This is a genomic window from Rhodanobacter glycinis (assembly GCF_006438785.1).
Classification (GTDB): domain Bacteria; phylum Pseudomonadota; class Gammaproteobacteria; order Xanthomonadales; family Rhodanobacteraceae; genus Rhodanobacter; species Rhodanobacter glycinis_A.
Genome location: NZ_RCZB01000001.1, coordinates 1,670,306 through 1,689,658, shown reverse-complemented (window position 1 = coordinate 1,689,658; position 19,353 = coordinate 1,670,306). Strand labels below are relative to the sequence as shown.

At 61.5% G+C, this 19,353-nt stretch carries 31 protein-coding genes and 1 pseudogene; 31 read left to right on the top strand and 1 reads right to left on the bottom strand.

The genetic code is table 11. The annotated features are described in order from the left end of the window. From tuf to EAH75_RS08030, 31 genes and pseudogenes are all read left to right on the top strand, one after another. Positions 1–297: pseudogene (gene tuf, locus EAH75_RS08180) on the top strand (elongation factor Tu); the annotation flags it as partial. A 441-nt stretch (positions 298–738) separates the two neighbouring features. Then, positions 739–1,050, top strand: a complete 312-nt coding sequence (gene rpsJ / locus EAH75_RS08175; RefSeq protein ID WP_068095401.1) for a 30S ribosomal protein S10 — start codon at positions 739–741, stop codon at positions 1,048–1,050. A 20-nt stretch (positions 1,051–1,070) separates the two neighbouring features. Then, positions 1,071–1,712, top strand: coding sequence for a 50S ribosomal protein L3 (gene rplC / locus EAH75_RS08170; RefSeq protein ID WP_140649712.1), 642 nt, complete (start codon positions 1,071–1,073; stop codon positions 1,710–1,712). A gap of 11 nt (positions 1,713–1,723) precedes the next feature. Then, positions 1,724–2,326 (top strand): 50S ribosomal protein L4, encoded by a 603-nt coding sequence (gene rplD, locus EAH75_RS08165; protein WP_140649714.1) that lies wholly within the window; start codon positions 1,724–1,726, stop codon positions 2,324–2,326. After that, positions 2,323–2,616 (top strand): 50S ribosomal protein L23, encoded by a 294-nt coding sequence (rplW, locus tag EAH75_RS08160; RefSeq protein ID WP_056386840.1) that lies wholly within the window; start codon positions 2,323–2,325, stop codon positions 2,614–2,616. The genes rplD and rplW overlap by 4 nt, the downstream gene beginning before the upstream one ends. Before the next feature lie 17 nt (positions 2,617–2,633). Next, on the top strand, positions 2,634–3,458 hold the full coding sequence (rplB, locus tag EAH75_RS08155) for a 50S ribosomal protein L2 (RefSeq protein ID WP_007808200.1): 825 nt from the start codon (positions 2,634–2,636) through the stop codon (positions 3,456–3,458). Positions 3,459–3,470: 12 nt separating this feature from the next. Then, complete coding sequence (rpsS, locus tag EAH75_RS08150; protein ID WP_007082178.1) at positions 3,471–3,743, top strand: 30S ribosomal protein S19; 273 nt, start codon at positions 3,471–3,473, stop codon at positions 3,741–3,743. Next, a complete protein-coding gene (gene rplV, locus EAH75_RS08145; protein WP_072757742.1) occupies positions 3,743–4,078 on the top strand; it encodes a 50S ribosomal protein L22 in 336 nt (111 codons plus the stop codon). Before rpsS ends, rplV begins: the two co-directional genes overlap by 1 nt. A gap of 15 nt (positions 4,079–4,093) precedes the next feature. Beyond that, positions 4,094–4,846: a 30S ribosomal protein S3 gene (gene rpsC / locus EAH75_RS08140; protein ID WP_140649716.1), complete on the top strand. Its 753-nt coding sequence runs from the start codon at positions 4,094–4,096 to the stop codon at positions 4,844–4,846. A gap of 11 nt (positions 4,847–4,857) precedes the next feature. Further along, positions 4,858–5,271 carry a 50S ribosomal protein L16 gene (rplP, locus tag EAH75_RS08135; RefSeq protein ID WP_072757738.1) on the top strand — a complete coding sequence of 138 codons (414 nt, stop codon included), beginning with the start codon at positions 4,858–4,860 and terminating at the stop codon, positions 5,269–5,271. After that, entirely contained in the window at positions 5,271–5,456 is a 186-nt protein-coding gene (rpmC, locus tag EAH75_RS08130) for a 50S ribosomal protein L29 (RefSeq protein WP_007082182.1), read from the top strand. Before rplP ends, rpmC begins: the two co-directional genes overlap by 1 nt. A 12-nt stretch (positions 5,457–5,468) precedes the next feature. Beyond that, on the top strand, positions 5,469–5,735 hold the full coding sequence (gene rpsQ / locus EAH75_RS08125) for a 30S ribosomal protein S17 (RefSeq protein WP_140649718.1): 267 nt from the start codon (positions 5,469–5,471) through the stop codon (positions 5,733–5,735). Positions 5,736–5,749: 14 nt separating this feature from the next. Then, positions 5,750–6,118: a 50S ribosomal protein L14 gene (rplN, locus tag EAH75_RS08120; RefSeq protein WP_007513359.1), complete on the top strand. Its 369-nt coding sequence runs from the start codon at positions 5,750–5,752 to the stop codon at positions 6,116–6,118. A gap of 14 nt (positions 6,119–6,132) precedes the next feature. After that, positions 6,133–6,447 carry a 50S ribosomal protein L24 gene (gene rplX, locus EAH75_RS08115; RefSeq protein ID WP_077516239.1) on the top strand — a complete coding sequence of 105 codons (315 nt, stop codon included), beginning with the start codon at positions 6,133–6,135 and terminating at the stop codon, positions 6,445–6,447. Between the two features lie 8 nt (positions 6,448–6,455). Beyond that, positions 6,456–6,998 carry a 50S ribosomal protein L5 gene (rplE, locus tag EAH75_RS08110; protein ID WP_193557788.1) on the top strand — a complete coding sequence of 181 codons (543 nt, stop codon included), beginning with the start codon at positions 6,456–6,458 and terminating at the stop codon, positions 6,996–6,998. Positions 6,999–7,012: 14 nt separating this feature from the next. Next, positions 7,013–7,318: a 30S ribosomal protein S14 gene (rpsN, locus tag EAH75_RS08105; protein WP_140649722.1), complete on the top strand. Its 306-nt coding sequence runs from the start codon at positions 7,013–7,015 to the stop codon at positions 7,316–7,318. 220 nt (positions 7,319–7,538) lie between these two features. Beyond that, positions 7,539–7,934 (top strand): 30S ribosomal protein S8, encoded by a 396-nt coding sequence (gene rpsH / locus EAH75_RS08100; protein ID WP_072757730.1) that lies wholly within the window; start codon positions 7,539–7,541, stop codon positions 7,932–7,934. 11 nt (positions 7,935–7,945) lie between these two features. Beyond that, positions 7,946–8,473, top strand: coding sequence for a 50S ribosomal protein L6 (rplF, locus tag EAH75_RS08095; RefSeq protein ID WP_140649724.1), 528 nt, complete (start codon positions 7,946–7,948; stop codon positions 8,471–8,473). 90 nt (positions 8,474–8,563) lie between these two features. Beyond that, positions 8,564–8,917: a 50S ribosomal protein L18 gene (gene rplR, locus EAH75_RS08090; protein ID WP_140649726.1), complete on the top strand. Its 354-nt coding sequence runs from the start codon at positions 8,564–8,566 to the stop codon at positions 8,915–8,917. Between the two features lie 123 nt (positions 8,918–9,040). After that, complete coding sequence (gene rpsE / locus EAH75_RS08085) at positions 9,041–9,550, top strand: 30S ribosomal protein S5 (RefSeq protein WP_140649728.1); 510 nt, start codon at positions 9,041–9,043, stop codon at positions 9,548–9,550. Beyond that, positions 9,543–9,743, top strand: a complete 201-nt coding sequence (gene rpmD, locus EAH75_RS08080) for a 50S ribosomal protein L30 (protein ID WP_077516247.1) — start codon at positions 9,543–9,545, stop codon at positions 9,741–9,743. Before rpsE ends, rpmD begins: the two co-directional genes overlap by 8 nt. A gap of 5 nt (positions 9,744–9,748) precedes the next feature. Beyond that, positions 9,749–10,180, top strand: a complete 432-nt coding sequence (gene rplO / locus EAH75_RS08075; protein WP_140649731.1) for a 50S ribosomal protein L15 — start codon at positions 9,749–9,751, stop codon at positions 10,178–10,180. A 4-nt stretch (positions 10,181–10,184) separates the two neighbouring features. Next, positions 10,185–11,507: a preprotein translocase subunit SecY gene (gene secY / locus EAH75_RS08070; RefSeq protein ID WP_140649733.1), complete on the top strand. Its 1,323-nt coding sequence runs from the start codon at positions 10,185–10,187 to the stop codon at positions 11,505–11,507. Between the two features lie 126 nt (positions 11,508–11,633). After that, the gene (rpsM, locus tag EAH75_RS08065) at positions 11,634–11,990 is read left to right on the top strand and encodes a 30S ribosomal protein S13 (protein WP_140649736.1); all 357 of its coding nucleotides are present in this window, start codon (positions 11,634–11,636) and stop codon (positions 11,988–11,990) included. 12 nt (positions 11,991–12,002) lie between these two features. After that, complete coding sequence (rpsK, locus tag EAH75_RS08060; RefSeq protein ID WP_007513384.1) at positions 12,003–12,389, top strand: 30S ribosomal protein S11; 387 nt, start codon at positions 12,003–12,005, stop codon at positions 12,387–12,389. Between the two features lie 11 nt (positions 12,390–12,400). Continuing rightward, positions 12,401–13,027, top strand: a complete 627-nt coding sequence (rpsD, locus tag EAH75_RS08055; protein WP_113723939.1) for a 30S ribosomal protein S4 — start codon at positions 12,401–12,403, stop codon at positions 13,025–13,027. Between the two features lie 15 nt (positions 13,028–13,042). Further along, the gene (locus EAH75_RS08050) at positions 13,043–14,041 is read left to right on the top strand and encodes a DNA-directed RNA polymerase subunit alpha (protein ID WP_056714883.1); all 999 of its coding nucleotides are present in this window, start codon (positions 13,043–13,045) and stop codon (positions 14,039–14,041) included. Positions 14,042–14,247: 206 nt separating this feature from the next. Beyond that, the gene (gene rplQ / locus EAH75_RS08045) at positions 14,248–14,631 is read left to right on the top strand and encodes a 50S ribosomal protein L17 (protein ID WP_140649738.1); all 384 of its coding nucleotides are present in this window, start codon (positions 14,248–14,250) and stop codon (positions 14,629–14,631) included. Between the two features lie 187 nt (positions 14,632–14,818). After that, on the top strand, positions 14,819–15,322 hold the full coding sequence (locus EAH75_RS08040) for a disulfide bond formation protein B (RefSeq protein ID WP_140649741.1): 504 nt from the start codon (positions 14,819–14,821) through the stop codon (positions 15,320–15,322). Between the two features lie 11 nt (positions 15,323–15,333). Continuing rightward, complete coding sequence (locus EAH75_RS08035; RefSeq protein WP_428993495.1) at positions 15,334–16,728, top strand: class II 3-deoxy-7-phosphoheptulonate synthase; 1,395 nt, start codon at positions 15,334–15,336, stop codon at positions 16,726–16,728. A gap of 104 nt (positions 16,729–16,832) precedes the next feature. Continuing rightward, entirely contained in the window at positions 16,833–17,642 is an 810-nt protein-coding gene (locus EAH75_RS08030; RefSeq protein WP_140649744.1) for a hypothetical protein, read from the top strand. Here EAH75_RS08030 and EAH75_RS08025 read toward each other — a convergent pair. Then, positions 17,639–19,255, bottom strand: a complete 1,617-nt coding sequence (locus EAH75_RS08025) for an amidase (RefSeq protein WP_140649746.1) — start codon at positions 19,253–19,255, stop codon at positions 17,639–17,641. The two genes, EAH75_RS08030 and EAH75_RS08025, sit on opposite strands and share 4 nt — an antisense overlap. Positions 19,256–19,353 lie beyond the last annotated feature (98 nt).

Genomic DNA, 19,353 nt, shown 5'->3' with positions numbered 1-19,353 from the left:
GGCACGATCACCCCGCACACCGATTTCGAGGCCGAAGTCTATGTGCTGTCGAAGGACGAGGGTGGCCGTCATACGCCGTTCTTCAAGGGTTACCGTCCGCAGTTCTACTTCCGCACGACCGACGTGACCGGCGCTTGCCAGTTGCCGGACGGCGTGGAGATGGTGATGCCGGGCGACAACGTGAAGATGGTGGTGAGCCTGATTCACCCGATCGCGATGGACGAAGGCCTGCGTTTCGCCATTCGCGAAGGTGGCCGCACTGTCGGTGCCGGTGTGGTGGCCAAGGTCATCAAGTAAGACGCTGTACTTGCACGGGGCCGCCCATGGCGACCCCGTGCTGCCAAGTTTCATGTCCGCCTGCGTGTGAGTTGTCCATTGCTTGATTTTTCATGGGACCACTTCACTAAGCTGGCTTTTGCAGGTATACTTGGCAGCTTGCTTGTCGACCGAGACTTGTTCTGGGTCGACCTACCGCGAAATGAGGCACAGGAAGTGCTTCGAGTTCGCTGGCCCGGATGGCCCTCGCAATTCAATGTAATCACGGGGTGCGCCCTGTCGGTCATGTTATTTGCGCGACTGCAGTTTCTGTCCAGGCGAGCCGCTTAGTGCTCGCCTGGACTTTTAGAATTCGGGCTGTGCGGTTCGTGCGCGGCTATCGATGTGGTGCTAAAGGGTTGTGCGAGGCGGTGAGAAGCCGTTTCGTTTCACATTACGTTCTTTCGACAACAGGACACGGTTATGGCGAACCAGAAGATTCGGATTCGGCTGAAGGCATACGATCATCGTTTGATCGACCGCTCGGCCAGTGAGATCGTCGAGACGGCCAAGCGCACTGGCGCAACGGTACTCGGCCCGATCCCGCTCCCGACGAAAATCGAGCGTTACACCATCCTGACGTCGCCGCACGTCGACAAGGATGCACGCGACCAGTACGAGACCCGTACGCACAAGCGTGTGCTCGACATCATCGACCCGAACGACAAAACCGTGGACGCGCTCATGAAGCTTGATCTCGCCGCTGGCGTCGATGTTCAGATCAAGCTCGGTTGAGCGACAGACAGGATACGAAGATGAGTATCGGATTGGTTGGCCGCAAATGCGGTATGAGCCGACTCTTCACTGAAGATGGCCGCTCGATTCCGGTGACGCTGATTGAAGCGACACCGAATCGTGTGACCCAGTTGAAGACGGACGATAACGATGGTTACAGCGCTGTCCAGGTTTCGGCGGGCACCAAGCGCGCGAACCTGCTGACGCAGCCGCTGAAAGGTCATTACGCGAAGGCCAAGGTTGAGCCGGGCCGTGGCCTGTGGGAGTTCCGCGTGTCTGCCGACGATCTCGGCAAGTACACCGTGGGTAGCGAGATCAAGGCAGACGACGTGTTCACCGTCGGCCAGATCGTCGACGTTGCCGGCGTGTCGAAAGGCAAGGGCTTCCAGGGCACGATCAAGCGCTGGAACTTCAAGATGGGTGACGCTACCCACGGTAACTCGCTGTCGCATCGTGCGCCGGGTTCCATTGGTCAGCGCCAGACCCCGGGTCGCGTGTTTCCGGGCAAGAAGATGTCCGGTCACATGGGTGCCGTGCGCCGTTCGGCGCAGGGACTGGAAGTGGTCAAGGTCGACGCCGAGCGTCATCTGATCGCGGTGAAGGGCGCGGTACCGGGTGCAACCGGTGGCGACGTCATCATCCGTCCGACGACCAAGGGTTGAGGAGAGTCGCCATGGAATTGAATGTCATTGGCGCCAAGCCGCTCAGCGTATCGGACGAAGTGTTCGGCGGTGAGTACAAGAAGGCCCTGGTCCATCAGGTTGTTGTCGCCTACCAGGCGGCCGGTCGTGCCGGAACCCAGTCGCAGCTGTCGCGCGGCGAGATGTCCGGTACTACCAAGAAATTCAAGAAGCAGAAGGGCGGTGGTGCCCGTCACGGTGATTACCGTGCACCGATCTTTGTCGGTGGTGGCCGCACCTTCGCGGCGAAGCCGCGCAGCTACGAGCAGAAGGTCAACCGCAAGGCTTATCGCGTTGCGATTCGCTCGATCTTCTCCGAACTGATTCGTCAGGATCGCCTGAAGGTTGTCGAGAGTTTCGACATCGAGACGCCGAAGACCTCCGCGATGGTGGCCAAGCTGGCCGAGCTGGAAGTATCCGGTCGCGTGCTGCTGGTGTCGGAAGACGCCAACGAGTCCGTGTTCCTGGCCGCACGCAACATTCCTTATATCCACGTACTGGATGTAATGGGCCTGAACCCGGTCAGCCTGGTCGGTTCCGACCATGTGGTGGTCACGGTTGACGCGGTGAAGAAGATCGAGGAGTGGCTGGCATGAACAACGAACGCATTCTCGATACGCTGCGCGCGCCGCACATCTCCGAGAAATCGGCGCGTCTGGCCGAACACAACCAGTATGTATTCGTCGTCGCCCCCGCGGCGACCAAGGCCGATGTCCGTGCTGCCGTGGAAAAGCTGTTTGACGTGAAAGTCGAACAGGTCAACCTCGTCAACACCAAGGGCAAGGTCAAAGCCTTCCGTCAACGCGCTGGCAGCCGCCAGGGCAAGCGTAAGGCCTACGTGCGTCTTGCCGATGGCCAGACCATCGACGTTTCCGCCAAGGCCTGAGCCAGGAGTTCTGTGAGATGGCATTAATCAACCACAAGCCGACCTCGCCGGGTCGTCGTGACGCAGTCAGCGTCAAGACGGAAGGTCTGTACAAGGGCGCGCCGTACGCGGCGTTGACCGAGTCGCAGTCCCGTACAGGCGGTCGCAATCATCATGGCCGTATCACCGTGCGTCATCGCGGCGGCGGTCACAAGCAGCATTACCGCATCATCGATTTCAAGCGTGACAAGGAAGGCATCGCTGCCCGCGTCGAGCGCATCGAATACGATCCGAACCGCACCGCACATATCGCGTTGCTGTGCTATGCCGATGGCGAGCGTCGTTACATCATCGCGCCGAAGGGTGTACAGGTGGACGATCGCCTGGTGTCCGGCCGTGATGCGCCGATCAAGGCCGGCAACTGCCTGCAGCTGCGCAACATTCCGATGGGCAGCACGATCCATTGCATCGAGCTGCGTCCGGGCAAGGGTGCGCAGATCGCCCGCAGCGCCGGTGCCTCGGTGCAGCTGGTGGCGCGCGAGTCCGGTTACGCCACGCTGCGTCTGCGCTCCGGCGAGATGCGTCGCGTCTCGGTTGACTGCCGCGCCACAATCGGTGAAGTCGGCAACGGCGAGCACAGCTTGAAGAAGCTGGGCAAGGCCGGCGCCAAGCGCTGGCTGGGTATCCGCCCGACCGTTCGCGGTGTGGTGATGAATCCGGTCGACCATCCGCACGGTGGTGGTGAAGGCAAGACTTCAGGTGGTCGTCATCCGGTCAGCCCGTGGGGCACGCCGGCCAAGGGCTACAAGACCCGTAACAACAAGCGCACGCAGCAGTTCATCGTGCGTCGTCGTACCAAGTAACAGGAAGCCGACATGCCGCGTTCTCTGAAGAAAGGTCCGTTCGTTGACCTTCACCTCGTAAAGAAGGTGGAAGCTGCGGTTTCCGCCAACAACAAGCGCCCGATCAAAACTTGGTCGCGTCGCTCGATGATCCTGCCGGAAATGGTCGGCTTGACCATCGCCATCCATAACGGCCGTCAGCACGTGCCCGTTCTGATCAACGAGAACATGGTCGGGCACAAGCTCGGCGAGTTCGCGGTGACCCGTACGTTCAAGGGCCATGTCGGCGACAAGAAGGGCAAGTGATGAGCACTGAAGCCAAAGCGATCCTGCGTGGCGCCCGCATTTCGGCGCAAAAGGCACGCCTGGTGGCTGACCTCGTCCGCGGGCTTCCCGTCGGACGGGCCAGCGACGTGCTCACCTTCACCAACAAGAAAGCCGCGCTCCTTGTCCGCAAGGTGCTGCTGTCGGCCGTCGCCAATGCCGAGAACAATCTCGGTGCCGACGTCGATGAGCTGAAGGTGGCCAGCATTTTCGTCGACGAAGGTCCGGCGATGAAGCGCATGCACGCCCGTGCCAAAGGCCGCGGTTCGCGCATCCTGAAACGCACCAGCCACATCACTGTGGTCGTCGGCAACTGACTGAGGATATAGACGATGGGTCATAAAGTTCATCCCACCGGTATCCGCCTCGGCATTGCCAAGGACTGGAACTCGAAGTGGTTCGCCAACAAGCGTGATTACGCCACGTACCTCGTGGCTGACATCAAAGTTCGCGACATGCTGAAGAAGAAGCTGGCTGCCGCCGGTATCTCCCGCATCCAGATCGAGCGTCCGGCGAAAACCGCACGCGTGACGATCCACACCGCCCGTCCGGGCGTGGTGATCGGCAAGAAGGGCGAGGATATCGAGAAGCTGCGCAAGGAAGTCAGCGACATGATGGGCGTTCCCACGCACATCAACGTCAGCGAAGTGCGCAAGCCCGAGCTCGACGCTCAGTTGGTGGCCGAGTCGATCGCGCAGCAGCTGGAACGTCGCATCATGTTCCGTCGCGCGATGAAACGTTCGGTTGGCAACGCAATGCGCCTCGGCGCACTGGGTATCAAGATCAACGTGTCCGGTCGTCTGAACGGTGCCGAGATCGCCCGCTCCGAGTGGAGTCGCGAAGGTCGCGTGCCGCTGCATACGCTGCGTGCCGACATCGATTACGGCTTTGCCGAGGCGAAAACCACCTACGGCATCATCGGCATCAAGGTCTGGGTTTACAAGGGCGAGATCTTCGATCTGGCTGCAGCCAGCCAGGAGTCGAAGGACGAGCCGTCGCAGCCGCGCCGCGAAGGTGGCGAAGGTCGTCGTAATGATTCGCGTCGCGAGGCCGGTGACGGCCGTCGCGAGCGGTCTGCGAAGTAAGGAGAGTTGCCATGTTGCAACCTAAGCGAACCAAATACCGCAAGCAGTTCAAAGGCCGCAACGACGGCTTGGCCCAGTGTTCCAACCTCGTCAGCTTTGGCGAGTTCGGGCTGAAGGCCATCACGCATGGCTCGCTCACCGCGCGCCAGATCGAGGCAGCTCGTCGTTGCATTACGCGTTACGTCAAACGCGGCGGCAAGTTGTGGATCCGCGTGTTCCCGGACAAGCCGATCACCAAGAAGCCGATCGAAGTCCGCATGGGTGCCGGCAAGGGCAGTGTGGAGTTCTGGGTTGCCCAGATCCAGCCCGGCCGCATGCTTTACGAGATCGAAGGCCTTGATGAGGTCACGGCACGTGAGGCGTTCCGTCTGGCGGCAGCGAAGCTGTCGGTGCAGACCCAGTTCGTGACCAGGGCGGTGATGTGATGGCCAGTAAAGATATCAATAACCAGTCGGCCGACGAGTTGAAGCAGCATCTGCTGGATCTGCGCAAGGAGCAGTTCAATCTGCGCATGCAGAAAGGCTCAGGCCAGCTCACTCAGCCGCACCAGCTTCGCCGCGTTCGGCGTGACATCGCCCGCACGAAGTTTGTGCTCGGCGGCAAGAAGTAAGGGACGGCCGACATGAGCGATCAAGCAGAAAAGAAACAGACGCGTACCCTCGAAGGTCGCGTTACCAGCAACAAGATGGACAAGACGGTCACCGTACTGGTCGAGCGTCAGGTTCAGCATTGGCTGCTCGGCAAGATCATCCGCCGTTCGACCAAGCTGCATGCGCAGGACGACCTGGGCGCGAACGAGGGTGACCTCGTGCGTATCGCCGAATGCCGTCCGTTGTCCAAGACCAAACATCACCGCGTGGTTGAAATCATCACGCGCGCCAACGTCTAAGGGAGGGTGCAGCCATGATCCAGATGCAGAGCACGCTTTCCGCAGCGGACAACAGCGGCGCGAAGGAACTGATGTGCATCAAGGTGCTCGGCGGCTCCAAGCGCCGTTACGCCGCGATCGGTGACGTGATCAAGGTCACCGTGAAGGATGCGATCCCCCGCGGCAAGGTAAAGAAGGGTGAGGTGTACAACGCCGTGGTAGTTCGTACCGCCAAGGGTGTGCGCCGTCCCGATGGTTCGCTGATCCGTTTCGACGGCAATGCAGCGGTCCTCCTCAACAATAAGCTCGAGCCGATCGGCACCCGTATTTTCGGGCCGGTTACCCGCGAGCTGCGCAGCGAGAAGTTCATGAAGATCGTCTCGCTTGCGCCCGAAGTGCTCTGAGCGGAGATCACAATATGAACCGTATCCGTAAGGGTGATCAGGTCCTCGTGATCACCGGCAAGAACAAGGGTCAGCGCGGCGATGTGCTGCGTGTTGCAGACGATCGTGTGTTCGTCTCCAACGTGAATCTGATCAAGCGTCACACCAAGCCGAACCCGCAGGCCAATCAGGCTGGCGGTATCGTCGAGCGTGAAGCCTCGATCCATCTCTCCAATGTACAGCTGTTCAACCCCGCCACGAACAAGGGTGAACGCGTCGGCACCAAAACGCTCGAAGATGGGCGCAAGGTCCGCGTGTTCCGTTCGACTGGCGAGGTCGTGGACGCGTAAGGAACACGATCATGACGCGCCTTGAAAATTTTTATAAAGAGCAGGTAGTTGCCAAGCTCACTGAGCAATTCGGCTACCAGAACGTGATGCAGGTTCCCCGCATCACCAAGATCACGCTGAATATGGGCGTGGGCGAAGCTGCGGGCAACAAGAAAGTGCTCGAGAACGCCGTGGCCGATATGGCCAAGATCGCGGGCCAGAAGCCGATCACGACCAAGGCGCGCGTTTCCGTAGCCTCGTTCAAGATCCGCGATGGCTGGCCGATCGGCTGCAAGGTCACCTTGCGCCGGGCGCAGATGTTCGAGTTCCTCGATCGCCTGATCAACATCTCGCTGCCGCGCGTGCGCGACTTCCGCGGTGTGTCGGCGAAGGCGTTCGATGGTCGTGGCAACTACAACTTCGGCATCAAGGAACAGATCATCTTTCCGGAGATCGATTTCGACCAGGTCGATGCGCTGCGTGGCATGGATATCTCCATCACCACCACCGCCAAGACCGATGAAGAAGCGAAAGCCCTGCTGGCAGCGTTCAGCTTCCCGTTCCGCAACTGATAGGCGCGTAATCCATGGCCAAGACATCAATGGTGAACCGCGATATCAAGCGGACCAAACTCGTCAAGAAGTACGCCGCCAAGCGCGGTGAACTGAAAGCGATCGTGCTGAGCTCCACCGCCTCCTACGAGGAGAAGATGGAAGCGCAGACCAAGCTGCAGAAGCTGCCGCGCGATGCCAGCCCGGTGCGTCAGCGCACCCGTTGTGCATTGACCGGTCGCCCACGTGCCGTCTACGCAAAGTTCGGCCTTGGCCGCAACAAGCTGCGTGAAGCGACCATGCGCGGTGACGTGCCGGGTCTGCGCAAGGCCAGCTGGTAATACAAGAACCGGAGTCGTTTGCGGCGCGCAAGCGCCACGAACGGTTCACAAGGCTGTTCAACAACAGCCGCTGATGCGACTACCGCATCGACATTCGCTAAAACCTGAAAATGCTGATATAGTCGGCGGTCTGCGCAAGGCAGGCCGGCATATATGTCGGCTCACAATCTGATTGATTTCCGGTTTTATCGGATATCGGTGCACTCTGAAGGATGTTTTCATGAGCATGACTGATCCCATCGCCGATCTGTTCACGCGCGTCCGCAATGCCCAGGCCATGGGCAAGCCGACCGTGCGTATGCCGTCGTCGAAACTGAAGTTGGCGATCGCCAATCTTCTCAAGAACGAGGGCTACATCCTCGACGCCAAGACTTCCGCCGAGGAAGGCAAGCCGGTGCTCGAGCTCAAGCTCAAGTATTTCGAGGGCCAGCCGGCCATCGAGACCATCTCCCGTGTCAGCCGCTCCGGCCTGCGTGTATATCGCGGCAAGGACGAGTTGCCGAAGGTTCTCGGCGGACTGGGTATCTCGATCATCTCGACTTCCGCTGGTCTGCTGACCGATGCGCAGGCCCGTGCCAAGGGTCTGGGCGGCGAAGTCATCGGCCAAGTGGCATAAGGAGTCTTTCGATGTCACGTGTTGCCAAACAACCAATTTCCCTGCCGAAGGGTGTCGAGCTGACTGTCGGTAGCGACAACATCTCTGTCAAAGGCCCCAAGGGTACGCTGACCGTGCATCATCTGCCGGGCGTCACCGTCGCCGTCGACAATGGCGTAGCGAGCATCAGCCTTGCCGAGGGCACCGACGACAAGTTCGGCGGTACCGCTCGTGCGCTGCTGGCCAACATGGTCACGGGTGTTTCCCAGGGTTATGAGCGCAAGCTTGAGCTGGTCGGCGTGGGTTACCGCGTTGCCATGCAGGGCAAATCGCTGAACCTGAGCCTGGGCTTTTCCCACCCCGTGGTTTTCGAGGCGCCGGAAGGAATCAGCATCGAAACCCCGACGCAGACCGAGGTCCTGATCAAGGGCACGGACAAGCAGGTTGTGGGTCAGGTAGCGGCCAAGATTCGCGGCTTCCGTCCGCCGGAGCCCTACAAGGGCAAGGGTGTGCGCTATGCCGGTGAGAAGATCACGCTGAAGGAAGCCAAGAAGGCGTAATGCGGGTCCTTTCGCGAAAGTCTGGCCTTTCATGGCCAGGCTTTCCACAAGAACCCAAACACAAGCCGATCCGCTTTCGAGGAACTAATGATGAACAAGAACGAAAATCGCCTGCGTCGCGCCAAGTCCACGCGTTGCCATATCCGCAAGCTGGCTGTGGCGCGCCTGTCGGTGCATCGCACGGGGCAGCATCTGTATGCGCAAGTGTTCGATGCTTCCGGGCTGAACGTGGTGGCCTCGGCCTCCACTGTGCAGAAGTCGGTCGCAGAAGGCCTCAAGGGCACCAAGAACTTGGCCGCTGCCGCGGCTGTGGGCAAGGCAGTTGCCGAGCGCGCGATGGCTGCGGGTATCGAGTCCGTGGCGTTTGACCGCTCCGGCTTCCGTTACCACGGTCGTATCAAGGCATTGGCCGATGCGGCTCGCGAAGCGGGTCTGAAGTTCTAAGTATTTGCTCTACCCGGATCAAGGCATGCTTTCGGGCTGTCTTGATTTCCACAGCGTCACCTACAACTCCAAGCGGCTCAGCCGCAAGCAAAGTCCCGGATTGCCGGGCACATGGAAAAGAACATGTCTTCTAACGATCGCGAAAATTCGGACGGCTTGCTCGAAAAGCTTATTGCCGTCAACCGCGTGGCCAAGACCGTGAAGGGTGGCCGCCAGATGAGCTTCACCGCGCTGACCGTGGTCGGCGATGGCGAGGGCAAGGTCGGCTTCGGTTATGGCAAGGCGCGTGAAGTGCCGGTCGCCATCTCCAAGGCGATGGAGCGTGCTCGCCGCCAGATGGTGAGCATCGAACTGAACAACGGAACCTTGTGGTATGCCATCAAGGCCAACCACGGTGCGGCGCGCGTCTATATGCAGCCGGCTTCCGAAGGTACTGGCGTTATCGCCGGTGGCGCCATGCGTGCTGTGCTGGAAGTGGTCGGCGTCAAGAACGTGCTGGCCAAGGCCGTCGGTTCGCGCAACCCGATCAACCTCGTGCGCGCCACCATCAAGGGTCTGCAGGCTGTTGCCTCGCCCAAGAAGATCGCCGCCAAGCGTGGCAAGACCCTGGATGAGGTGCTCGGCAATGGCTAAGTCTCAACAAACCGCCGACAAGACCGTGCGCGTGCGCCTGGTCAAGGGCCTGCGTGGCGTGCAGGCGCGTCATCGCCTCAGCGTCAAGGCGCTGGGTCTGGGCAAGATCAACGATGTCCGCGACCTGAAGGACAGCCCGCAGGTTCGCGGTCTGATCAACACGGTCTATTACCTGGTCCGGGTCGAGGAGTAAGCATCATGCGTCTGAATACACTTAAGCCGAACGATGGCTCGCACAAGACGCGTCTGCGCGTTGGTCGCGGTATCGGTTCGGGCATGGGCAAGACGGCGGGCCGCGGACACAAGGGCCAGCACGCTCGCGCCGGTGGTACCCACAAGTTCGGCTTCGAGGGCGGCCAGATGCCGCTGAATCGTCGGATGCCGAAAGTCGGTTTCCGTTCGAAGAAGAAGGTCGAGAGCCAGGAAGTGTTCCTGTATCAGCTGGCCAACCTCAAGGTTGACGTGATCGACGTCGTCGCGCTGCATCAGGCTGGCCTGATCAACAGCCGCGCGAAGAAGGTCAAGGTGGTTCTGAAGGGTGAAATCGGTCGTGCGGTGAAGTTGTCGGGTCTGCTGGCTACCGCCGGCGCCAAGGCAGCCATCGAGGCGGCCGGCGGCAGCGTGGAGTAATCAGGTGGCAGCAGCCAAGGGCAATGCACTCGGCAAACTCGGCAAGTTGACCGAGCTTCGGCAGCGCATCTTCTTCGTGATCGGCGCGTTGGTGGTGTTCCGGCTTGGTTCGTTCATTCCGGTACCTGGTGTCAATCCGGAGGCGATGACCAGCCTGGTCAACGGCAACGGCCTGATGGACATGTTCAACATGTTCTCGGGTGGCGCACTGGCGCGGTTCTCGGTGTTCGCGCTTGGCGTGATCCCGTATATCTCGGCGTCGATCGTGTTCCAGATGATGGGCTCGGTGATACCGAGTCTGCAGGGCCTGCGCAAGGAAGGTGAGGCCGGCAAGCGCAAGATGACGATGTATACGCGCTACGCCACGGTGGCCTTGGCTGCGTTCCAGTCGTTCGGTATTGCGGTGGCATTGCAGGGACAGGTTGCAGCTGGTGGTGCGCCGGTGGTCTATACGCCAGGTTTTGGTTTTGTCATGTCATCCGTGGTCGGGCTTACTGCCGGCACGATGTTCCTGATGTGGCTGGGCGAGCAGATGACCGAGCGCGGTATCGGCAACGGTATTTCACTGCTGATCTTCGCTGGCATCGTGGCTGGTTTGCCGGGTGCGGTGGTACACACCCTGGGCATGGCCAGCAACGGTGAGTTGACGTTGATCATGCTGCTGATGGTGTTTGGTCTTGCACTCGCAGTGACCGCGTTCGTGGTGTTCATGGAGCGCGCCCAGCGGCGCATCACCGTGAACTACGCAAGGCGGTCCGGCGGGCAGAAGGCCTACATGAACCAAAGCTCGAATCTGCCGTTGAAGATCAATATGGCGGGTGTGATCCCACCGATCTTCGCGTCGAGCTTGCTGATGTTCCCGGCCACCGCGATCAGCTGGTTCAGCACCGGACAACAGTCCCGCTGGCTGCAGGATCTGACGCAGTCGCTGAGTCCCGGCAACCCGTTATATGAAATTGTGTTTTCGGTACTGGTAATCGGTTTCGCGTTCTTCTACACAGCGATCGTGTTCAACGCCGACGAAACTGCCGACAACCTCAAGCGGTCGGGTGCGTTGATTCCGGGCATCCGTCCGGGCAAGGCCACGTCCAGCTACATTGATGCGGTGATGACTCGTCTGACCGGTGTCGGTGCGTTGTATCTGGTGCTGGTGTGTCTGGTGCCATCGTTCATGCAGCAGGCTTGGCATGTGCCGTTTTATTTCGGTGGCACGTCGCTGCTGATCGTGGTGGTGGTGGTGATGGATTTTACGGCTCAGGTGCAAGCGCATCTGGTCAGTCACCAGTACGAAAGTCTGCTCAAGAAGGCCAATCTTCGCCGGAGCTGATGCTGCGGAGGAGTGGTCAAAGTCGGAGAGTGGCGGCATCGCGGTGTCGCAGGGCTTTCCAGTTAGGGTAATTCAGGTTAAAATTGCGCGTTTACCGCGCACGAAACGCATCGGAGAAAGTACATCATGGCGCGCATCGCGGGTGTCAATTTGCCGGTCCAGAAGCATGTCTGGGTTGGTCTGCAGAGCATTTATGGTATCGGCCGCAGCCGAGCCAGGAAGGTCTGCGTGGATGCGGGTGTGGTTTCGACCACCCCGATCAAGTCCCTCAGTGAAGGCGAGGTGGAGAAGATCCGCCACGAAATCGGCAAGTACATCGTCGAAGGCGATCTGCGCCGTGAGGTGGGTATGGCCATCAAGCGTTTGATGGATCTGGGTTGCTACCGTGGTCTGCGCCACCGTCGTGGCCTGCCGGTGCGCGGCCAGCGCACGCGTACCAACGCACGTACCCGCAAGGGTCCCCGTCGCGCGATCAAGAAGTAACGGATTCCGAATATGGCTAAGCCGGTCAAGACCAAGAAGAAGATCAAGCGCGTTGTCACGGATGCCGTGGCGCACGTGCAGGCCTCCTTCAACAACACCATCGTCACCATCACCGATCGCCAGGGCAATGCCTTGTCGTGGGCTACTGCCGGCGGCGCCGGTTTCCGTGGCTCACGCAAGTCGACCCCGTTCGCTGCCCAGGTCGCCGCCGAAAAGGCTGGCCGCGCTGCAGGCGACTACGGCGTGAAGACTGTCGAAGTGCGCATCAAGGGTCCAGGCCCGGGTCGCGAGTCGGCGGTGCGTTCGCTGAACGCGTTGGGCTACAAGGTACTCAACATCATCGATGTCACGCCGATTCCGCACAACGGCTGCCGTCCCCCCAAGAAGCGTCGAGTCTAAGGAGCATACCCATGGCCCGTTATCGTGGAGCTACCTGCAAACTCGCCCGTCGTGAGGGTGCAGATCTCAGCCTGAAGAGCCCGGCGCGTGCGCTGGACTCCAAGTGCAAACTGGAAAACAAACCCGGCCAGCACGGCGCGAACAAGCGCATGCGCATGTCCGACTATGCCGTGCAGCTGCGTGAGAAACAGAAGGTCAAGCGCATCTATGGTGTGCTCGAGCGTCAGTTTGCCAACTATTACTCCAAGGCGGCGACCTCCAAGGGCAACACCGGTGAAAACCTGTTGCGCCTGCTTGAGAGCCGCCTGGACAACGTCGTCTATCGCATGGGCTTCGCGGTTACCCGCGCCCAGGCCCGCCAGCTGGTTGCCCACAAGGCGATCCTGGTCAATGGCAAGAAGGTCAACATTCCTTCCTACCAAGTCCGTCCGGGCGACGCGATCGCGCTGACCGAAAAGGCACGCACGCAGTTGCGCGTGCAGGAAGCTGCGACCGTGTTCGACACCATGGACCTGCGTCCGATCTGGGTCGAAGTCGACGCCAAGAAATTCGAAGGTACGTTCAAGTCGGTGCCGGATCGCGGTGATCTGCCGTCCGACATCAATGAAGCACTGATCGTCGAGCTTTACTCGAAGTAATCACCGGAGCTCTGCATGGCAGTTTCGTCAACTAGTGTGCTGCGGCCTCGGGGCCTCAGCGTCGAACAGCTCGGAGCCAACCGCGCCAAAGTGGTGGTCGAGCCGCTCGAGCGTGGCTTCGGCCATACCCTGGGCAACGCGCTGCGTCGCGTACTGCTCTCCTCGATTCCTGGCAGTGCCATCGTCGAGGTCGAAATCGATGGCGTGCTGCATGAATACACCACCCTGGAAGGCCTGCAGGAGGACGTCATTGAAGTCCTGCTCAACCTCAAGGACGTGGCGATCCGTCAGCATACGGGTGATGAAGTCACCCTGACCTTGTCCAAGAAGGGCAAGGGCGTGGTTACGGCCGGCGACATCGTCGTCGACCACTCGGTGGAAATCATCAACCCCGAGCATGTGATCTGCCATCTGACCAAGGACATCGCGCTCAACATGCGTTTGAAGGTGCGTCGCGGCGTCGGCTACCAGCCGGCCAGCACGCGTCAGCATCCGGATGACGAGGCACGTCCGATCGGTCGTCTGCAGCTGGATGCGTCGTTCGCGCCGGTATTGCGCGTGGCTTACGAAGTGGACGCCGCTCGTGTCGAGCAGCGCACCAACCTCGACAAGCTGGTGCTGGATATCGAGACCAACGGCACGATCGGTGCGGAAGACGCGGTTCGCAAGGCCGCCGAGATCATCAACGACCAGCTGTCGGTGTTCGGTGACTTCTCGCGTCGCGAGAGCGCCACCGACAAGGCGGAGAAGAGCGGTTTCGATCCGCTGCTGCTGCGCCCAATCGACGATCTCGAGCTCACCGTGCGTTCGGCGAACTGCCTGAAGGCCGAGAGCATCTACTACATCGGCGATCTGGTACAGAAGACCGAAGTCGAGCTGCTGAAGACGCCGAACCTGGGCAAGAAGTCGCTGACCGAAATCAAGGATGTGCTGGGCGGCCGTGGTCTCGCACTCGGCATGAAACTTGAGAACTGGCCGCCGCCGGGTCTGTCCCACGGCATGCAGTTGGGCTGATGGGTTAATTTTGCGATCGCCAGTGATCGCAGTGCTACCGGTGAACTGGCGAGTTTGAGCTTAGCTCTCTCGCCAGGCACCAGAAGCGGCCATTCATGGCCGCACTTCTCATAGGAGCTCGTTCCTAGAGAGCTCATAATAGCGGGTAACCGCGGGAAGCCGGACCTGAGTGCCGGCTTTTCATAACAACAGATAGAGACAACGCCATGCGCCACCAAAAATCCGGACGCAAACTCAACCGTACCAGCTCGCACCGCGAAGCCATGTTCAAGAACATGGCGTCTTCGCTGATCAAGCATGAGCTGATCCGTACCACCTTGCCCAAGGCGAAGGAACTTCGCCGCGTGGCCGAGCCGCTGATCACGCTTGCCAAGGTCGACGGTGTTGCCAACCGCCGCCTTGCCTTTGCGCGTATGCGCGACAAGGAAGCGGTCGGCAAGCTGTTTGTCGAGCTGGGTCCGCGTTACAAGGAGCGTCCCGGCGGCTACCTGCGTATCCTCAAGTGCGGCTTCCGTCCGGGCGACAATGCGCCGATGGCGTATGTCGAACTGGTCGGTCGCCCGCAGGTCGAGGCGGTCGACGCCGAATAGGCTGCTCGGACACGCCCGATTGGACGAGCGTTCAGACGTCCATATACAGAAACCCGGCCGGGCAACCTGCCGGGTTTCTGTTTTGTGCGTACGGGCAGGGTGGAAAGTTGCCGCGGAATGTCGCTGCCCTGCTGACAGCACGCCGGCGAAGAGGTAATGTCGTCGTTCCGCAACGCAGCATTTCGCCATGAATCCTTTTCGCTGGTCGTATCGTGTCAGTTTTCTCGCCGGTTTCCTGGTCTGCGCCGGGCTGCTCGGCTTCGCGCTGTTTGCGGAGAAGTACTGGCACTTGTTTCCCTGTCCGCTGTGCATCTTCCAGCGGATCGGCTTCATCCTGATGGGCGTGTTCTTCCTGCTGGGCGCGCTGCACGCACCGCGCGGCGGTATACGCTGGGTGTATACCGGCGGCGCGCTGCTGAGCGCGCTGTTTGGCATCGCGGTGGCAGGTCGGCATTTGTGGATCCAGTCCCTGCCGGCGGACCAGATTCCCTCCTGCGGCCCACCGCTGGACTACATGTTCAGTGCGTTTCCGTTTTCCCGTGTGCTGCAACTGGTGTTCACCGGGTCCGGTGAATGCGCCAAGGTGGAACCGATCCTTGGCCTGCCGATGCCGGCCTGGACACTGCTGTGGTTCATTGCACTGGCCGCGCTGGCGGTCGTGGCCACGCGCCGCCGGTCACTGCAGGAATGAGTGCTCCCACCATGATCAAGGCCGTACCGATGAATGCCGGATTGTCCGACGCCTCCGCCCCCAGTCGTTGGGCCCCAGACTCCTGGCAGCAGCGTGTGGCGCTGCAGCAGCCGCGGTACGACGATGCCGCCGAACTGGCCGAGGCCAGCGCGCATCTCGCACAATTGCCGCCGCTGGTGACCTCGTGGGAAGTGCTGGCACTCAAGCAATCGCTGGCCGAGGCACAGGAAGGCCAGCGGTTCCTGTTGCAGGGTGGCGATTGCGCGGAGAGTTTTGCCGATTGCACCAGCCCGGTGATTTCCAATCGCCTCAAGGTGTTGCTGCAGATGAGCCTGGTGTTGGTGCACGGCTTGAAGAAGCCGGTGCTGCGCGTAGGCCGTTTCGCCGGCCAGTACGCGAAGCCGCGCTCGACCGATACCGAGACGCGCGATGGCGTGACGCTGCCCAGCTTCCGTGGCGACGTGGTCAACAGCCCGGCGTTCACCGCCGAGGCGCGCCGTCCCGATCCGCAACGGTTGATCCAGGCGCATGCACATTCGGCGCTGACCATGAACTTCGTGCGCGCGCTGATTGATGGCGGCTTCGCCGATTTGCATCATCCGGAATACTGGGATCTGGCCTGGGTCGAGCATTCGCCGCTGGCCGCCGAATACCGGCAGATGGTCGCGGGCATCGGCGACTCGCTGCGTTTCATTGAAACGCTGGCCGGCCCGATCGCGGGTTTCTCCAAGGTGGACTTCTTCACTTCGCATGAAGCGCTGCTGCTGCATTACGAGCAATCGCTGACCCGCCAGGTGCCGCGTCATCCGGGCTGGTTCAATCTGTCCACCCACTTCCCATGGATCGGCATGCGCACAGCCGCGCTGGACGGTGCGCACGTGGAGTACTTCCGTGGCATCCGCAATCCGGTGGCGGTCAAGGTAGGACCCTCGGTGACGCCAGAGCAGCTGCTGCCGCTGATCGATGCGCTGAACCCGCACGACGAGCCGGGCCGATTGACGTTGATCCATCGCATGGGCAACGCGAAGATCGCCGCCGCGCTGCCGCCGCTACTGGAGGCGGTGAAGCGGCAGGGCCGTCGCGTGTTGTGGGTGGCCGATCCGATGCACGGCAATACCGAGAGCACCTCGAACGGCTACAAGACCCGCCGCTTCGACAACATCCGTGGTGAGCTCGACCAGGCTTTCGACATCCACGCGGCGGCCGGCACCCGGCTGGGTGGCGTGCATCTGGAGCTGACCGGCGAGGACGTTACCGAATGCATGGGCGGTGCGCGCGACCTGTCCGAAACCGACCTTGATCGCGCCTACAAGTCGATGGTCGATCCGCGCCTCAACTACGAACAGTCGCTGGAGCTGGCGATGCTGATCGTGCGCAAGTCGGTCGGGGGCAGCGCCGGCATCTGAGTGGGCGGCCATGACAGATGTCATGGCCGCGGACTGGCACGGTGCACTGGAGTGCGTGTGCGGGATGCGTGACGATGGGTCCCTCTGACGGGGAGCATCGAACGGTGACCGAAAGGAATTTTGCGACGCCGCGCGTCGATCTTTGGACCCTGATAGGGCTGGCGCTGCTGCTGTTGCCCTTGCTGACCATGGCGCATGAGCTGATGGGGCATGCGCTTACCTGCGTCGCCAGTGGCCACCGGCCCAGCGAGCTCGGCGCGTATTACGTCGAATGCCCCGCTACGGGGAGCTGGAGCAGGCGCATCGTCGCGATGGCCGGTACGGGCGTGGACGTGATCCTGGCAATGCTGGCCTATCTCGCCTGGGGCCGGGTGAAACGGCCGCTGCCGCGGCTGGTGCTGTGGATCGTGTTCACCGTGAAAGGCATGGTGGCCGCGGGTTACTGGATGTTTTCCGGTGTCTCCAATCTCGGCGACTGGGGGCCGGATGTGGGTGGTGGCATCGGGCCGTTGCCGTGGCCATGGTTGTGGCGCGGCGCTATGTTCGCTGTGGGCTTGTACGTCTATATCGCGGTGGTTCGTCAGGCCATTGGCATGATGATCGTGATGCTCGGCGGTGGCGAGCAGGCCCGCTGCACCCAGCGGAAGATCGCTATGACGATCTACCTGGTCGGTGGTGTGTCCGCCTTGCTGGTCAGCCTGTTCAATCCGTTGGGTATCGCCATCACCCTGATGTCGGCAATCGCTTCATCATTTGGCGGTACGGCGGGACTGTTCAACGTGGCCTATTTCCGCCGCTGCGATCAGCCGCCGCGTGATTTCGCGATCGACCGCCACTACACCATCGTTGTCGCCGGGATGTTGATGACGCTGGCGTTTGCGCTGGTGCTGGGGCCGACGGTCTACCTGCACTAGCGTTGCTGCATGACTGCCACGGGCTTGCCGCCGACCGTGTCAAGAAACTGCGGCGGCTGCCATGCCTTGGCATGTTGCTCGAAGCCATAGGCGATCGAGATCAGCGTCGGCTCGCTCCACTTCGCGCCGAACAGCACGATGCCCACCGGCAGGCCGTGTGCGAAGCCGGCGGGCACGGTGATCGACGGATAGCCTGCCACGGCCGCCGGCTGCGAGGCGCCGCCGACGGTGGGATCGCCGCTGACGATGTGGTCGCCGAGCACCGGATCGGTGACAAAGGCCGGCCCCCACGACGGCGCCAGCAGGGCATCGAGATGCTGCGCCTTCAAGGCCGCGTCGATGCCCTGCGGGCCGGACAGCTGCTTCGCTTTGGCGAGCGCGTCGATATAGGCCTTGTCGCTGAGCGGCCCCTTCTTCTGTGCCTGCTCGAACAATTCCTGGCCGAACCAGGCCATCTCGGTATCGGCGTGCGTATGGTTGAACGCGATCAAGTCGGCCAGCGTCTTGACCGCGAGGTCCGTGCGGCTGGCCAGGTAGGTGTTGATGTCGTGCTTGAAGTCATACAACAGCACGGTCAGTTCCGGTCCGCCGAGTTCGGTCAGATGCGGCACGGTGACCGGGTCGACGATGATCGCGCCCTGCGCCTTCATCAGGGCGATTGACTGCTCGAGCACACGATCGGCGTTCGGTTCGGCGCCGGCCAGCTGACGCACCACGCCGATGCGCTTGCCTTTCAGTCCGTTCGGATCGAGGAAACGACTGTAGTCGGTGGCGTGATGGTCGGCTTCGGCTGTGGCCGGATCACGCGGATCGCCGCCGGCGATCACCGTGAGCAACGCGGCAGCGTCGGCGACGTCGCGCGCCATCGGGCCGGCGGTGTCCTGGCTGTGGCTGATCGGCACGATGCCGCTGCGGCTGACCAGTCCCAGCGTGGGCTTGATCCCGACGATGCCGTTCATTGCGGCGGGGCAGATGATCGAGCCATCGGTCTCGCTGCCGATTGCCACGCTGGTCAGTCCCGCCGCCACGGCTGCCGCGGAGCCGGCACTGGAACCGCAGGGATTGCGATCGAGCACATAGGGATTTCGGGTCTGCCCGCCACGCCCGCTCCAGCCGCTGCTGGCGTGGTTCGAGCGGAAGTTGGCCCATTCGCTGAGGTTGGTCTTGCCGAGGATCAACGCACCGGCCTTGCGCAACCGCTCGACCAGGCCGGCATCGCGCGACGCCGGCGCTTCGGCCAGCGCCAGCGAGCCGGCGGTGGTGAGCATGCGGTCGCCGGTGTCGATATTGTCCTTGAGCAATACCGGGATACCGTACAGCGGGCTGCGCGCCTTTGTGCCATTGCGTGCGTCGTCGAGCGCGCCGGCCAGCTTCAGCGCATCGGGGTTCGTCTCGATCACCGCACGCAATGCAGGGCCGGACCGATCGATCCGCTGGATGCGTTCGAGGAGTTGCTGGGTCAGCTGTCGGCTGTCGAGCGTGCCGGCGTCCATGCGTTGCTGCAGCTGCGCGATCGATGCATAGGCGGGCGGTGGCGATACATCGGCGGCGAGGGCCGGAGCCGCAAGCAGCGCGGTAACGAGTGCGGCGAGACAGACGGTTGAACGGCTCACGGTGACCCCCGGTTCGATGAATGCGGCATGTTGTCGCGATGCGCCAGCTTAGCGCCATGTCTGGCCAATCGCCGCTGTTGCGCGCGCGTACAATTGTG

Bases quoted from the DNA above. Each gene is read 5' to 3' on its own strand.
- rpsS (WP_007082178.1), top strand. From the start codon at position 3,471: ATGCCGCGTTCTCTGAAGAAAGGTCCGTTCGTTGACCTTCACCTCGTA.
- rpsN (WP_140649722.1), top strand. From the start codon at position 7,013: ATGGCCAAGACATCAATGGTGAACCGCGATATCAAGCGGACCAAACTC.
- rplQ (WP_140649738.1), top strand. From the start codon at position 14,248: ATGCGCCACCAAAAATCCGGACGCAAACTCAACCGTACCAGCTCGCAC.
- EAH75_RS08035 (WP_428993495.1), top strand. From the start codon at position 15,334: ATGATCAAGGCCGTACCGATGAATGCCGGATTGTCCGACGCCTCCGCC.
- rplW (WP_056386840.1), top strand. From the start codon at position 2,323: ATGAACAACGAACGCATTCTCGATACGCTGCGCGCGCCGCACATCTCC.
- rplR (WP_140649726.1), top strand. From the start codon at position 8,564: ATGAACAAGAACGAAAATCGCCTGCGTCGCGCCAAGTCCACGCGTTGC.
- rpsD (WP_113723939.1), top strand. From the start codon at position 12,401: ATGGCCCGTTATCGTGGAGCTACCTGCAAACTCGCCCGTCGTGAGGGT.
- rplV (WP_072757742.1), top strand. From the start codon at position 3,743: ATGAGCACTGAAGCCAAAGCGATCCTGCGTGGCGCCCGCATTTCGGCG.
- rpsJ (WP_068095401.1), top strand. From the start codon at position 739: ATGGCGAACCAGAAGATTCGGATTCGGCTGAAGGCATACGATCATCGT.
- rplC (WP_140649712.1), top strand. From the start codon at position 1,071: ATGAGTATCGGATTGGTTGGCCGCAAATGCGGTATGAGCCGACTCTTC.
- rplN (WP_007513359.1), top strand. From the start codon at position 5,750: ATGATCCAGATGCAGAGCACGCTTTCCGCAGCGGACAACAGCGGCGCG.
- rplO (WP_140649731.1), top strand. From the start codon at position 9,749: ATGCGTCTGAATACACTTAAGCCGAACGATGGCTCGCACAAGACGCGT.
- rpsK (WP_007513384.1), top strand. From the start codon at position 12,003: ATGGCTAAGCCGGTCAAGACCAAGAAGAAGATCAAGCGCGTTGTCACG.
- rpmC (WP_007082182.1), top strand. From the start codon at position 5,271: ATGGCCAGTAAAGATATCAATAACCAGTCGGCCGACGAGTTGAAGCAG.
- rplD (WP_140649714.1), top strand. From the start codon at position 1,724: ATGGAATTGAATGTCATTGGCGCCAAGCCGCTCAGCGTATCGGACGAA.
- rplF (WP_140649724.1), top strand. From the start codon at position 7,946: ATGTCACGTGTTGCCAAACAACCAATTTCCCTGCCGAAGGGTGTCGAG.
- rpsE (WP_140649728.1), top strand. From the start codon at position 9,041: ATGTCTTCTAACGATCGCGAAAATTCGGACGGCTTGCTCGAAAAGCTT.
- rpsQ (WP_140649718.1), top strand. From the start codon at position 5,469: ATGAGCGATCAAGCAGAAAAGAAACAGACGCGTACCCTCGAAGGTCGC.
- rpmD (WP_077516247.1), top strand. From the start codon at position 9,543: ATGGCTAAGTCTCAACAAACCGCCGACAAGACCGTGCGCGTGCGCCTG.
- EAH75_RS08050 (WP_056714883.1), top strand. From the start codon at position 13,043: ATGGCAGTTTCGTCAACTAGTGTGCTGCGGCCTCGGGGCCTCAGCGTC.
- rplB (WP_007808200.1), top strand. From the start codon at position 2,634: ATGGCATTAATCAACCACAAGCCGACCTCGCCGGGTCGTCGTGACGCA.
- rplX (WP_077516239.1), top strand. From the start codon at position 6,133: ATGAACCGTATCCGTAAGGGTGATCAGGTCCTCGTGATCACCGGCAAG.
- rpsC (WP_140649716.1), top strand. From the start codon at position 4,094: ATGGGTCATAAAGTTCATCCCACCGGTATCCGCCTCGGCATTGCCAAG.
- rplP (WP_072757738.1), top strand. From the start codon at position 4,858: ATGTTGCAACCTAAGCGAACCAAATACCGCAAGCAGTTCAAAGGCCGC.
- rpsH (WP_072757730.1), top strand. From the start codon at position 7,539: ATGAGCATGACTGATCCCATCGCCGATCTGTTCACGCGCGTCCGCAAT.
- rpsM (WP_140649736.1), top strand. From the start codon at position 11,634: ATGGCGCGCATCGCGGGTGTCAATTTGCCGGTCCAGAAGCATGTCTGG.
- EAH75_RS08040 (WP_140649741.1), top strand. From the start codon at position 14,819: ATGAATCCTTTTCGCTGGTCGTATCGTGTCAGTTTTCTCGCCGGTTTC.